The organism is Sandarakinorhabdus sp. (assembly GCF_987265915.1).
In genome coordinates, this window is the sequence record NZ_OZ503948.1 from 235,357 (window position 1) to 249,347 (window position 13,991).

10 protein-coding genes are annotated in these 13,991 nt (G+C 65.9%); 2 read left to right on the forward strand and 8 right to left on the reverse strand.

Translation table 11 applies throughout. The features are described 5' to 3' along the window. Window positions 1–68: 68 nt before the first annotated feature. Window positions 69–743, forward strand: a complete 675-nt coding sequence (locus AC6UUM_RS01090; RefSeq protein WP_500803508.1) for a zinc ribbon domain-containing protein — start codon at window positions 69–71, stop codon at window positions 741–743. Here AC6UUM_RS01090 and AC6UUM_RS01095 read toward each other — a convergent pair. From AC6UUM_RS01095 to AC6UUM_RS01130, 8 genes are all read right to left on the reverse strand, one after another. Continuing rightward, entirely contained in the window at window positions 738–1,925 is a 1,188-nt protein-coding gene (locus AC6UUM_RS01095; protein ID WP_500803509.1) for an acyl-CoA dehydrogenase family protein, read from the reverse strand. The two genes, AC6UUM_RS01090 and AC6UUM_RS01095, sit on opposite strands and share 6 nt — an antisense overlap. Window positions 1,926–1,998: 73 nt before the next feature. Continuing rightward, entirely contained in the window at window positions 1,999–3,183 is a 1,185-nt protein-coding gene (locus AC6UUM_RS01100) for an acyl-CoA dehydrogenase family protein (protein WP_500803510.1), read from the reverse strand. Next, on the reverse strand, window positions 3,180–3,989 hold the full coding sequence (locus tag AC6UUM_RS01105) for an enoyl-CoA hydratase/isomerase family protein (RefSeq protein ID WP_500803511.1): 810 nt from the start codon (window positions 3,987–3,989) through the stop codon (window positions 3,180–3,182). The genes AC6UUM_RS01100 and AC6UUM_RS01105 overlap by 4 nt, the downstream gene beginning before the upstream one ends. Before the next feature lie 174 nt (window positions 3,990–4,163). Continuing rightward, window positions 4,164–5,183 (reverse strand): phytase, encoded by a 1,020-nt coding sequence (locus tag AC6UUM_RS01110; protein ID WP_500803512.1) that lies wholly within the window; start codon window positions 5,181–5,183, stop codon window positions 4,164–4,166. Further along, window positions 5,180–6,661, reverse strand: a complete 1,482-nt coding sequence (locus AC6UUM_RS01115; RefSeq protein ID WP_500803513.1) for a CehA/McbA family metallohydrolase domain-containing protein — start codon at window positions 6,659–6,661, stop codon at window positions 5,180–5,182. The genes AC6UUM_RS01110 and AC6UUM_RS01115 overlap by 4 nt, the downstream gene beginning before the upstream one ends. A 75-nt stretch (window positions 6,662–6,736) precedes the next feature. Beyond that, a complete protein-coding gene (locus AC6UUM_RS01120) occupies window positions 6,737–9,592 on the reverse strand; it encodes a TonB-dependent receptor (protein ID WP_500803514.1) in 2,856 nt (951 codons plus the stop codon). A gap of 328 nt (window positions 9,593–9,920) precedes the next feature. Beyond that, window positions 9,921–10,814: a response regulator gene (locus tag AC6UUM_RS01125; protein WP_500803515.1), complete on the reverse strand. Its 894-nt coding sequence runs from the start codon at window positions 10,812–10,814 to the stop codon at window positions 9,921–9,923. Beyond that, window positions 10,811–12,349 (reverse strand): hybrid sensor histidine kinase/response regulator, encoded by a 1,539-nt coding sequence (locus tag AC6UUM_RS01130; RefSeq protein WP_500803516.1) that lies wholly within the window; start codon window positions 12,347–12,349, stop codon window positions 10,811–10,813. Before AC6UUM_RS01130 ends, AC6UUM_RS01125 begins: the two co-directional genes overlap by 4 nt. An 80-nt stretch (window positions 12,350–12,429) precedes the next feature. Between AC6UUM_RS01130 and AC6UUM_RS01135 the strand changes: the two genes are divergently transcribed. Beyond that, window positions 12,430–13,977: an amidase gene (locus tag AC6UUM_RS01135; RefSeq protein WP_500803517.1), complete on the forward strand. Its 1,548-nt coding sequence runs from the start codon at window positions 12,430–12,432 to the stop codon at window positions 13,975–13,977. The last annotated feature ends 14 nt before the right edge of the window (window positions 13,978–13,991 follow it).

Consider the following 13,991-nt stretch of genomic DNA (forward strand, 5'->3'; position numbering starts at 1 on the left):
GCCCTGCCCGGCGCAAGCCTGCAAGCCGGCGCTTCCTTATCCGCGCGGCTTTGCCTTATGGTGCCGGGGTGATTGTCACCTGCCCCCAATGCGCCGCCAAATATCAGCTGGCGATCGACGTGGTCATGCGCCGGCCCAAGCTGAAATGCGCCGATTGCAGCCTGCGCTGGGTACCGGCCGAAGAGATTGACGAGGATGACGCCGTCGCCGCCGTGCAGGAGGAGGTGCGCGCCGCGCGCAATCCAGCGCCGGCAGCGGCCTTGCCCGAAGCGGATGCAGAACCCGAAGCCATCGCGCCGCCGCCCGATCCGGGCCGGATTCGCTGGGGCAAATGGCTGCTGGCGATCGTGCTGGGCGCGGCCTTCACCACGGCGTCGGTCGGGCTGTGGGTGGGCCGCATCGAACCGGAAGCGCTGCCGGGCATCGGCGATCTGCTGGCGCAAGTCGCGCCGCCATCGCCGCGGCTGGATGTCGAGGTTTCCGCCCAGGTCACGCGGCTGCCCGGCGGCGGCGCCCTGTTGGAAGTGACCGGCCGCATGACCAATCCCGGCCGCGCCACCGTGGCGGTGCCGCCGCTGCAGGCCAGCCTGTTGGCCAGCGGCGTGGTGGTGCGCGACTGGACGATTCCGCCACCCGCGGCGACGATTGCCGCCGGCAAAGCTTTGGCCTTTGCCAGCACCATCACCGATGTCCCGGCCGGGCCGGTGACCGTGCAACTGCGGTTCGCGGGCAGCCGGCTATAGCAGCATGTCATCCGTCGGCAGACCGAGCAGCACCCGCCCGGCCAGTTCCAGCGTGGGCGGCGCGACCATGACATGCTGGGTGGCGACATGGGCATCGCGGAAACGGCGATTGAGGGGATGGCTGGCATAGACCGAGCTGCCGCCGGCCAGTTCATGCATCTTCGCCGCCACGCGCGCGGCGACCTGCGTGAGCCGTGTCGCCGCCAGCCGCAGCCGCGCGCGGGCCGGCAGATCGAGCGGGTCGCCAGCCAGCACCGTGGCCCAGGCGGCGGCGATCTCGGCATGGACCAGCGCCCGCGCAGCATCGAGATCGGCCTGCGCCACGGCGAAATCCGCCTGCACCACGCTGCGCTCGGCCAGGCTGCGGCTTGAGCCCTGGCCCTTCTTGGCGGTCGCCAGCGATTTCAGATCATCGAGCGCGCCCAGCGCATTGCCGCTGGCCACCGCCGCGATGCCCAGCGCCAGCAGCCCGAACGGCGCAAAGCGATAGAGCGGGCCATCGTGGCGCGGGCTGTCGGTGAAGAAGGAGGCGCTGCGCGTTTGCGGCACGCGCACGCCGCGCGCCGCCATGTCGCCCGAACCGGTGCCGCGCATGCCCAGCGCATCCCAGGTATCGAGCAGTTCCACATCCGCGCGGCGCATCACCATCATGCGATGATCAGGCGCGCCGTTCGGCAGCCGGCGCGGCTGGCCATCGTCCAGGATCAGCGCGCCGCCGAGCAACCAGCTGCAATTGGCGCTGCCCGACGCCCAGGCCCAGCGCCCGGACACGAGATAATCATCGCCGTCCACCGCGGCCTTGCCCATCGGCGCGAACACGCCGCCGGTGATCACGTCGGGATCGGCCCAGATCTCGCGGGCATGATCGTCGGGCAGCCAGGCCGACAGCAATGCCGTGGTGCCGCCGATCATCACGCACCAGCCAGTGGCAGCATCGGCGCGGCCCAGCGCTTCCAGCGTGGCAAACATCGTGGCGACATCGGTTTCGCTGCCGCCCAGCGCGCGCGGCACAGCCAAGCGGAACAGGCCGGCCCGCGCCAGTTCCGCGGCGAGATCGGCCGGCAGGCGGCGGGCCGCTTCGGTGTCGGCGGCGCGCGCGGCGATGGTGGCCAACAGCGCAGCAGGCGCCAAACTGCTCCCCTCCCGCTCGCGGGAGGGGCTGGGGGTGGGTTGTTCCGTCATGCGCACATCCATGGTCAAGATCGGTCCTGGTGGCAGGACCCACCCCCAGCCCCTCCCGCGAGCGGGAGGGGCGTTAAAGCTTCCACAAACCCGCCAGATTATTCTTCTGCATGTCGCTCGACCCGCCGACGATCGGCATGCCGAGCAGGTCGCGGACGTGGCGCTCCATGTCGAACGCATCCGAAAGCGCATAGGCGCCCATCACCTGTTGGCAGGCCAGCGCGATCTCCACGCCGACATCGGCGACGAACAATTTCGCCATGCTGGTTTCCGCGCTGCACGGCCGGCCTTCGTTCGCCAGCCAGGCGGCATGATAGAGCATGTGCCGCGCCGCCTGCAATTTGGTGCGGGCCACCACCAATTTGTGGCGCACTGCCTGATGCTGGCTGATCGCTTTGCCGAACTGCACGCGCGACTGGGCATAATCCCACGCCTCATCGAGCGCGGCCCGCGCGATGCCGAAGGCGACGGCAGTGATTTCCAATTTCTCCACATCCAGCGCGCGGCCGGCCAGCAATTTCCAGCCCTGGTTCCACATCGCCGGCCCGCCGACGATATTGGCCGCCGGCACGCGCACGCCATCGAAATAGACATCCTGGCTGGCGGTGTAGCGCAGGTTGCTGTGGTGGATATCCTGCATGCGCACGCCTGGCGCATCCGTGGGAATCAGCACGAACGACAGGTTGCGATAGCGATCTTCTTGCCCGCCGGAGCGCACCAGCGTGTAGATATAATGGCACCAGTCCGCCCCGGTGCACCAGCGCTTGGCACCGTCGATCACCACCTCGTCGCCCTCCAGCCGCGCGCGGGTGGTGACGCTGGCCAGATCGCCGCCCACGTCGGGTTCGGACAGGCCATAGGCGAAGAACAAGTCGCCGCGCGCCAGCCGGGGGAGAAATTCGGCTTTCTGTTCGGCGCTGCCGTTTTCGGACAGGTTCATGCCGCCATAAAAACTGGTGTGGATGAACGGCCCGGCCAGGCACGGACCGATCTGCGCCAGCTCCTCGATCACGGCGATGGCGGCGACGAGATCCTGGCCAGCGCCGCCATATTTCTCCGGCACGGTCAGCGCGGTCAGGCCAAGCTTGTTCAGCTCGGCATAGACATCGCGCGGCCAGCGGTGATCGCGATCCCACTGGATACGCGCCTCGCGCGGCGCGTGCGCGGCGACGAACTTGCGGATGGAATCGCGCAACTGGCCGACATGCTCCGGCTCGTCGGTGAAGGTGACGGGGGGCAGCGGGGGTGCCATGCTCATTCGCCCGTCAGTTTCGGCGCGCGGCGTTCGCGAAACGCCCGCACGGCCTCGGCACGATCGGCGGCGAGGTTGGACAAGGTCTCATAAGGGATGGAGGCATCCATCAATTGCTGCGCCAGCACGCGCAGCGGTTGATTGGCCACCACCTTCGACCAGCGCACCGCAAAGCGCGGGTTGCCCATCAATTTGCCGACCAGTTCGGCCACCTTGGCGTCAAGCTGATCACCGGGCACGCTGTAGTTGATCAGGCCCATCGCCTCGGCACGCGGCGCCTTGATCAGGTCGCCGGTCATCAGAAATTCCTTGGCGCGGGCATAGCCGATCAATTGCGGCCAGATCACCGCGCCGCCATCGCCGGCGACCAGCCCGACCTTCACATGCGGATCGCCGATCACGGCGTTTTCATCCGCCACGATGATGTCGCACAGCAAGGCGATGGTGGCCCCCAACCCGGCGGCGGCACCGTTCATGCGGCAGATCACCGGCTTTTCAATGTCGAGCAGGGACGTGACGATGCGCTTGGCATCCCAGCCGATATCGCGGAACTGCGCCGGATTGGCGATCTGTTCCTCGAACCAATCGAAATCGCCGCCAGCGCAAAAGGCCCTGCCGGCGCCGGTGAGCACGATGATGTCGCTGCCCTTATCCTGCTGCAGATCGGTGAACACCCGCGCCAGTTCGTGGTGCATCTGTTCATCGACACCGTTCACCGGATTGTTGCCGGTGATGGTGGCGGTGAGCACCCGTTCGTGGCCGAACTGGCCGCGGGTGAAGGTGAAGCGTTGATATCCATCGAGCAGCGCCATCGCCGCCTCTCCCCAAGCTGTTTGGTGCAGCGTGAAGCAGGGTAGCATCCCGGTCAACCGCCCACCCCCAGCCCCTCCCGCAAGCGGGAGGGGAGCAGATTGGTCTGGTGGCGGACAAGTGCTTCAAGTCTACACGGCTCCCCTCCCGCTTGCGGGAGGGGTTGGGGGTGGGTCTCAGTGCAGGCCCAACGCCGCCTTCACCTTGCCCCAGCCGACAAGCTTGAAATTCTGGGTCGGCACATTCTCGCCGTCCTGCGCCACCATCAGCCCGCCGGCAAAGCCGGGGCCGAAATCGCCGGTCATCACCGCAATGCCATCGGTTTCCTGGGTTCCGCCGACCACGCCATCGACAATGCGGAAACGGCCGACATAGCGGTCGTCAGACAGGCGATACACGGCATAGGCGTTGTCGCCTTGGCTTGATGCCAGCAGCCAGCCGCCGTTGCCGGCGCCGTCGGCGGCGATGGCCAAGCCTTCCACGTCGGCGACCAGCCGCTTGCCGTCCACCGCGGCCAGCTTCACCGGGCGGGTGCTGCCGCTGGCGCGCGCGTCCCAGCGCCAGATGCCGACATCTTCCTCGGCCACATACAGCCGCGCCGTGCGCGGATCGACGACACAGCCTTCGGACTGGGTGGCGAGTTTCATGGTGCGCACGATGCGCCCCGTGACGGTTGCCGTGTCCAGTTCGATCTGACGGATGGTGCCATCCTTGATGACGATGAAGGCCGTCAGCGCACCGGGTGTCGCCCACAGGCACATGCCATAGGCTTCGCCAGCGCCGGCCGGCACGCGGCCCAATGGCAGCAGCCGCGCCGTGGCGGTATCGAGCCGGAACAGCGCGATGTGGGCATTGGCTTCATCGCTGCGGTCGCTGGCCGCGACGATCACACCGGCCGGCGTTGCCACCAGATCGACGTTGTTGACCCGGCCGGCATCGCGGAAATCGCGGACCTTGCCGGTGAGATCATAGACATAAAGCCCGGCCTGCTTGTCCGTCCCCACGATCAGGCTGGCGGCGGGATTGGCAGCGTTGCGCCAGATTGCCGGATCATCGGCGGCATCATCGCTGTTGCGCACCGCCACGGTTTCGGCATCGGCGGTGGCGCTGGCGGTGGGCACGCCGGGCACCATGGCCGGCGGTGCACACGACGCCAACAGCAGGCCAAGGGCCAGACCGGACAGGATGTTTCTCATTTCACACTCACGAAAATTGGGTTGGCATAGAACCACAGATCATCCCACGGATTTTCGCCCTTGGGATCGGTGGCGGGTTCCAGATCGGCGGTGCTGGTGCCGCGCACGCGCAGGTACAGCGGCCCGGTGATGGCGGGCAGGCGGTAGGTCATGGTGATGATCTCGCCATTGCGCTGCCAATCGCTGGCGGTGAAGCGCTGCGCGACGCGGGTTTCCGGTGCGCGGTCGCTGCTGCGATTCACGGCAGGGCCAGTAACGGGGCCGGTGATCAGATCGACCCGCGCCACGCTCGGCATCTTGCCACCGGCATTGGCGGCGGCTGGATCGCGCAGGCGGATGGTCACGTCCACCGACTGGCCCTTGCGCACGTTCAGCGTGCCGCCGATGCCGGCTTTCGCGCCACCGCTGCTGGCGATGATGTCCACTTCGGAAACCAGATCGCCGGTGGTGACAAAGATCCGGCCCGACCGCAGGCCATCGACAATGTCGCCGTGCTCGGCGCGGGCCTGCACATAGGTTTTGGCATATTCGCCCGGCCAGAAATCATTGCCGCCGTCGCGCCAATTGGCATGGCTGTCCGATGTCGCGGTGATGAACCAGCGCCGGCCTTCGGCGAGCATTGAATCCCAGAAGCCGCCCAGGGTGGCGGTCATCTGATCGAAACCGCCCAGAGTCGGCGCGCGGCCATAACCGCCGCGGTCGCCGGTGGGATCGGGGCTGCCATCGGGCTTGATGGCGCCGGCCTGGTGGCCCGGCGCGCCTTCCATGCCGATGGCGACACGCGGCGCCGTGTCGTTCCAGTTGCGGAACTCCGCCGGCGTGTACAGACCCCAGGCGAAGGGCGCCTGGGCCGAGCGGCTGGGGTGGTTGGCGATCAACACCGGCGGCGCCTTCTGGTCGCGCATGAATTTCAGCGCGTCGATCATGCGGCCTTCGCTGTCCCGATTCTTGTTCGCCGGCCACGGCTCACGCTTGGAGAAGCCCGATTCGATGCTGCGCAATTGCTGTCGCTCATCGCCGGTGAACGGGATGATCAGACTGGAATGATCGCCAGCCGGCGTGTCGAATTCCATGCCATAGAAGATCAGCATTTCCGGCACGGCGGCGCGGGCCTGGTTCACTTCCGGCCAGGCCTGTTCGTAATTCAGCTTGCTGTGGTTCGGCCCGCCATGATCGGTGCTGACCATCCAGCGCAGGCCGAACTGCCGCGCCATCTGGGCATTTTTCACGATCGAATAGCGGCCGTCCTTGCCGATCAGCGGGATCGGCGCGGTCTGCGGGCTGGCGGGGTTGGCTTCGTAATCGGCGCTGTATTGCGAATGGATATGGTGATCGCCGGGCAGCCATTGCCGGCCGGGCGCGGGGATGGCGCCGGCGGTCGGCTTGTTCTGATATTGCGCTGCCAACCCGCCATGGGTCCCGTGGGCAAGGGCCGGCACCGCCAGCAGCATCGTCGTCACCAACATCGCAACGCGCATGGAAATTCTCCTAAAAAACTGGCGGCGCCCTTGGATGAAGGCGCCGCCAGCTGGTCATTCGATCAATGCAACAGATCAGAAGTTCATGCGCACGCCGCCGGTGTAGCGCCGGCCGAAGGTTTCACGTTCGATGGTGCGACGGTCGAAGCCGGTGAAGCGACGGCCGGGGCCATTGATCAGGTTCGACAGATCGACATAGACTTCAAGGTTCTTGGTGATGGCATAGCGCGCCGAGACATCAAGCTCGCCATCCTGGGCCCAATAGGCATCGCCGCCCAGATCGAAGGTCGAGAGACCATCGACCCAGCTGGAGCGATACTGATAGGACACACGCGCCGAGAAGCCGTATTTCTCGTAATAGGGCCCGACGTTGAGCACGAAGTCCGACGTGCCGGGGAAGCGCACCGTGTCGCCATCTGGCGTGGTTGCGCTGCCGCGGTTGACCGTCACGTTGGTCTGGATGCCGAAGCCGCCGAGCCAGCTGTCGTTGCTGATGAAATTGTCGAGCTGCAGTTGGGCAGCGGCTTCAAAGCCGTAGATCTTGCCCTTGCCGCCGTTCAACTCGGTGGAGAACAGATATTGCGAGCGGTCGACGCCGGCCGCGTTGAGCGTGTCCAACCCGAACTGGCGGCTGAAGCCGAACAGCACGTCGCGGACGTCCTTGTAGAAGGCGCCGACCATGAAGAAACCGCCGCGGTTGGGATAATATTCCCAATAGAGATCAACACCGCGGGTTTTTTCCGGCGTGGCATCGGGGTTGCCGCCCGAAACCGTCTGGTTGGCATCGTTGAAGGTGAAATTGGGGCGGAGCACGTCGTAATCCGGGCGCGCGGCACCGGTGTTGAACGACAGGCGCACCTTCATTTCATCAGTGGCATTCCAGTTGAAGTGCAGGCTGGGATAAACCTGCGTGAAGCTGCGATTGATGGTGGTCAGCGCAGAGTTGGTCGCAGTGATCGCGCCGGGCGTGAGGGCGCGGTACGCCGAGGCCTGGTTCTTCACACTTTCAAAGCGCGCACCATAAACGATGCTGCCCCAATCCATCTTGGTGACGCCCATGGCATAGCCGGACACCACGGCTTCACGCGTCTTGTAATAGTTGGCGAAGTCGAAGTTGTAGGGGGCATAGGATTCCACCTGCCTGACAACGCCGATGATGTTCTGCTTGCCGTGATAAGGGAAGGTGTAGCCGATCGGCAGCTTGCCGAGGTAGGTCGGGCTGGCGATGCTGACCGCTTGCGGCGTGGTCGGCACGCCAGCCAGGGTGAAGATGTTCGCGCCGTTGAAGGTGCTGCTGGGGTTGATGTCGAGCAGCCGCTGATCAACTTCCTTGACGCGATTGTCATACTGGGCGCCGAAGCTGAACTTGGTGCCGCCGAACAATTCGGTTTCACGGCTGATGTCGATACGGGCGGTGTAGGCATCGGTGGTGTCCACCGCCTTCAGGCCGCGGACACGCGACAGCGGCAGCGCGAAATCATAAATGTTCTGCACGCGGTCACCGCGCGACAGCGTGCCATCGGCGGCGCGCAGCGTGCGATACAGCTCGACCTTGGCCAACTGGCCATCGGTGAAATCATAGGCCACGGTCGGGCGCTGCGTGGCGGTGGCGCCATTGGTGCCGAAGCCGGGGCTGTCATAGTTCAGCTGCGATGGTGCCGAGCGGTCATCCTTGGACTGGGTATAGTTGCCGCGCCAGCTGACCGTCCAGCCGTCAAACTTGTGATCGCCGCCGATGGTGTTGATGAACACCGATTGCTTGAACTCGCGGCTCAGCAGGTTGGCGTTGATATCGATGCCATAGACCGTGCCCTTGTACGGCGTGTTCACGCACGCGTCGCCATAGCCGGTGGTGTTGGGGGCCAGCACGTTGTTGGCGCACGCCGTGGTGAGCGCGGGAATGCGCGGTTCCTGATCGTCAAAATCGAAGATATAGTTGTTGCGCAGTTCATTGTCGGTGAAGGCCGAATAGATCGACGTCACGAACATCTTGTTGTCGCTGTCCGGCGCCCATTCCAGCTTGCCGGACACGCTGTAGTTGCGCCGGGTGAGGCGATACAGCTTGTTTTCGGTTTCCTTCGCCCACACACGGCGCATGCCGGTGGCGCCCGTATCGATCAAACTGTCGGCACTGTCTGATGCGCCAACCGGGCGATTGTCGCGCGGCACGAACACCGACGGCGTGGTCCTCGTGGCTGTCGTGAACGAACCCGGCACTTCCCAATCGGTCTCAAAATTGTCGGTGGCCATGGTGCGGTCATAATAGCTGCCCGAAACCACCGCGCCGATTTCACCGATGCTGGTGTTCCAGCGATTGGTGATGACGCCCGTGGCTTCATATTCAGCGCCCCTGCCCAGATCGACATAGCCGAGGCCGCCGCGGGTCTGGACATGCAGGCCCTTGTAATCAAAAGCCGAGCGCGTGATGATGTTGATGTTGCCGGCGATGGTTTCACCGGACATGTCCGGCGTCACCGCCTTGCGCACGATGACCTGGGTGGCGATTGCCGACGGGATCGAATCATAACGGGCATCGCGGCCTTCCGGCGAGATGACGTTGATGCCGTCGAACGACAGGGTCGTCCAGTTCAGCGGCGAACCACGCAGGTTGATGTAGCGGGCCTGGCCCTGATCACGCTGCACGGCAACACCTGGCAGGCGGCTGACGGCCTGGGCGATGTTCTGATCGGGCAGACGGCCAACAGAGTCGGCAGACAGCACGCTGACCAGCTGGTCGCTGTTCTTTTGCACCAACAAGGCGGCGCGTTCCGATTCGCGGATGGGGCGGCTGCCGGTGACGACGATTTCTTCGTCCGCAGGGGTTGCGGCGGCTGCCGTGGTGGTCTGGGCCGCGACCATGGTCGGGCTGACGGCAAGGCTGGTGAGCAGGGCAATACGGAAGGCGGTGCGGTGCGAAACAGCGCGGATCATGGGGGATGGTCCTCAAAACCCCCAGGCCCGATCGCCCGAGGAAACGCGATGGCGGGTATGCGGCTGAGGTGACGGCCATGTTGCCATCCGGTGACAAAATTGTTTCAGGGTGCCGTGCCGTGATCGCTGTGGCTTTTCCGCCACAAAGTGGCCAAAACACGCCGAATTGTGATTTTGATTGCAACTGGCGCCGACCCGGATCAGCCGCGGGCACTGTCGCCGGTCACGCCGGCCGGCGCGATCAGCACGGCTTTTTTCGGCTGGTGTGTGCAACGTGGCCCAGCCAGGGGAACCGCTCACCCGGCTTGGGGTGCACGGCGTTTGACCCTTATTGCGACAGGGTTTTGACCGCAGCCGCGGCCGCCGAAGCGCGGTTCTCGATGCCCATCTTCTCGAAAATCTGTTCCAGATGCTTGTTCACGGTGCGCGGGGATATGCCCAGAATCTCGGAAATCTCGCGATTGGCCTTGCCGCGGCTGATCCACAACAGCACTTCGGCTTCGCGCTCGGTCAAGCCGTGGCGTTGTGCCAGCAGGCGCTCTTCGGCGCCTTCCAGGGTCTCCGTCACCCGGAAATGCCGCTCTTCGCCCACGGTTGCCACCGCGGCAAACTCCACCCGGCCGCCGGAAAAATCATGCTTCACCCGGCCTTCACCATCGCTCAGCCGCGACAATTGCGCCACCAGTGCCGGGGCCAGTTGATCACCGGCGGCGGCACCAAAGCGCTGCGCCAATATGTCGGCACTGCGCGGCGTGGTCCACAGGATGCGCCCGGCACTGTCCAGCGCCACCAGCGGCCGGTTGCTGGCATCGAGCGCGCCCTGCGCGCCCGCCGCGATGCGGGCGTTGCCGAGGTGCACGCGCAGCCGCGCCAGCAATTCGGCCAGCACGATCGGCTTCTTCACATAATCCACACCGCCGGCGGCCAGGCCTTCCACCACATGTTCCGTTTCCGACAGGCCGGTCATGAAGATCACCGGCACGCGCGCCAGCGCCGGATCGGCCTTGATGCGCCGCGTGGTTTCAAAGCCATCGATGCCCGGCATCACCGCATCCATCAGCACCAGATCGGGCAGCTCGGCCCGCAGCGACTCCAGCGCCGCCGCGCCATCGCGGGCAATGCGCACGCCATAGCCTTCGCCTTCCAGCGTATCGGTGAGAAAGCGCAGCGAATCGGGCGCATCATCCACCACCAGGATGGTCGCATGGGCGGCTTCGGTCATGGTGTGTGGTCCCCCTCTGGCCCCTCGGCAGCTGCGTCAGGTTGCTGTTCGGAAAGCAGTTTTTGAAACGTCGCCAGATCATAATCATCCAGCGCGGTCGTCAAGCGCGCCACCAGCTGGGCGGCTTGCGGCACCATGTCGGCAAACTGGGCCAGGTTGGCCGACAGGCCGCGGACCCGGCCGGTGCGCGCCAACCGCGCCAGTTCGATGAGATGCACCCTGGCAGCGGCCGGCAACACCGGGCTGGCGATGGGTGCTGCTGCCGCCGCCTCGTGCCGCCACACCAGCCCCAGATGGCGGCGCAGCATGGCAAACAACTGATGCTGATCCACCGGTTTCAGCACGAAGCCGTCGTGCAATCCGTCTCCCACCGCACCGACCAGCTCACTGGCATTGCCCGAAACCATCAGGATCACCAGATCGCGGCCAAAACGTTCGCGCAGCCGCCGGGCCACATCCCAGCCGCTGAGGCCCGGCATCGACACATCGAGCAGCACCACATCCGGCTTGCCGAGCTCGGCCAGTGACAGGCCGGCCCCGCCCGATCCGGCGACAAACAGGTTGAAGCCGATGGGCCGCAGCAGTTCCTGCCACAGCGCAAGTTGGCCCGGATCATCATCGATGGCCAATATGGTGCGCGGCCGGCCTTCATAACCGATCGGCAGGCCCTGCGCTTCGGCTTCGGGCTGGGCATTGGGCTGGGGCAACAGCAGTTTCAGCACGAAGATGCTGCCGCCGCCGGGCGCAGCCTTCACCGAAATGTCGCCGCCCATCACGTGGGCGAGCATGCGCGACAGCGCCAGCCCCAGGCCGATGCCCGGCGCCACCCCGGCCGCGCGGCCGCCGCCACGATCGAACGGCTGGAAAATCCGTTCGGCATCTTCGGGCGCAATGCCGATGCCGGTATCGGCCACTTCGAATTCCGCCACCATCGATCGATAGCGGACCGACAGGGTGACCCGGCCCGCCGGCGTATATTTGATGGCGTTCGACAGCAGGTTGATCAGCACCTGGCGCAGCCGCCGTTCATCCGCCAGCACCCAGGCCGGCAGATTGGCGGCCGGGTTGTAGTTGAATTCCAGCCCCTTGTTGCCGGCTTCGATGCGGAACATCGCCGCCACCTGTTCGAGCAAGGCCCTGAGCGCCACGGTCTCCCGGTTGAGCTTGAGCACGCCCGATTCAATCCGGCTGATATCAAGCAAGCCTTCGACCAGATCGGCCAGATGTTCCGACGATCGGCGGATGATGCGGCCGGCTTCGGCCGGCGACAGCGCGGCGCCGCGCTCCAGCAACTGGGCATAGCCGTGGATCGCATTCAAGGGCGTGCGGATTTCATGGCTCAGGCCCATCAGGAACCGCGTCTTGGCCTGGTTGGCGGCTTCGGCGATGGCGCGGGCCTGTTCCAGCGCGGCCATGCGTGCGGCGAGATCAGCCTCGGACCCACGCGGCGGCCTGGACGATGCTGCGCGCATGTCGTCGCTGCTCGCCTCCGTCCTGCCAATGTCTGCCGCGGCCACGCCCGTGTCCCCTTTCACGGCTTGCAGTTGCAAATCAGGCCCACGGTGGCAAGAGAATGCGCAGCTTTTTCGGTCACATCATTGCAGGGGCAGATTTCATGCGGATTCTCTGGGTCACAACGGCGGCCATGCTGGCCCTTCCGGCAATGGCACAGCCAGCCGCTGCCCCGCCGCGCGTCGGCCTGGCCGAAGCCAACACCGCCGCCGCCATCGCCCGCATCGCGGCCTATAATCCACGGCTGAACGCGGTGATCGCCATCGAACCCACTGCAATGGCCCAGGCGCGTGCGCTGGATGTCGGCCGTGCCCCACGCGGAGCGCTGCATGGCCTGCCCATCTTGTTGAAGGACAATATCGACATGGCCGGCACCCTGCCGACCACGGCCGGCAGCCTGGCGCTGAAAGACAATGTGACGGGACGCGACGCCCCGCTGGCGGCCCGGCTGCGCGCCGCCGGCGCCGTCATGCTCGGCAAGACCAATTTGTCGGAATGGGCCAATATCCGCGCCGATGCCTCGATTTCGGGGTGGAGCGCGGTCGGCGGGCAGACGCGCAACCCGCATGCGCTGTCGCGCAACACTTGCGGATCATCGTCGGGCAGCGGTGCGGCGGTGGCGGCGCAGCTGGTCGATGCGGCCATCGGCACCGAAACCGATGGCAGCATCACCTGCCCGGCCGCGATCAATGGCATTGTCGGCCTGAAGCCCACCGTGGGCCTGGTCAGCCGCACGCACGTCGTGCCGATCAGCCACAGCCAGGATACGGCCGGGCCGATGACGCGCGATGTCTTCACCGCCGCGCGCCTGTTGACCGTGCTGGCCGGCAGCGATCCGGCCGATCCGGCCACGCGGGAGGCCGATGCGCGACGGATCGACTATGTCGCCGCGCTGCGCCCCGATGCGCTGAAGGGCGCGCGCATTGGCGTGTTGCGCTTTGCCACCGGCTGGCACGCCGGGGTGGATGCCCGTTTCGAAGCCGCGCTGGCCGTGCTGAAGGCGCAAGGCGCCGTGCTGGTGGACATCACCACCGGGCCCAACCGGCGCGAGATCGGCCCAAATGAATTTCAGGTGCTGCTGACAGAGCTGAAGGCCGATCTGAACGCCTATCTGGCCACGACCCCCGCCACGGTGAAGACGCGCACGCTGGGCGATCTGATTGCGTTCAACAAGGCCAATGCCGCTGCCGAAATGGGCCTGTTCGGGCAGGACACGTTCGAAAAGGCTGAGGCCACCAAGGGGTTGACCGATCCGGATTATCTGAAGGCGCGCGAAACCTCGCTGCGGCTGGCCGGCAAGGAGGGCATCGACAAGATGCTCGCCGACGCGAAGGTGACGGCGCTGGTGGCGCCCACCGCCGCCCCGGCTTGGTTCATCGATCCGGTCAATGCCGATCAATCGCCCGGTGGCGGCGCCGGTGGACTGGCCGCCGTCGCGGGCTATCCGCATCTTACCGTGCCGATGGGTGGGGTGCGCGAGCTGCCGGTGGGCCTGTCGTTCATCGGCCCGGCGTGGAGCGAAGCGCGGCTGCTGGCCTATGGCTATGCGTTTGAACAGGCAGCGCCGGAGATGAAGCTGGTGCCCCGGCTGGTGCAGACCGTAGAGGAACAGGCGGATGTGCAGCGGTTGTTTGCGCCAGCCAGCCATTGAGGGCGCGGCGCTGG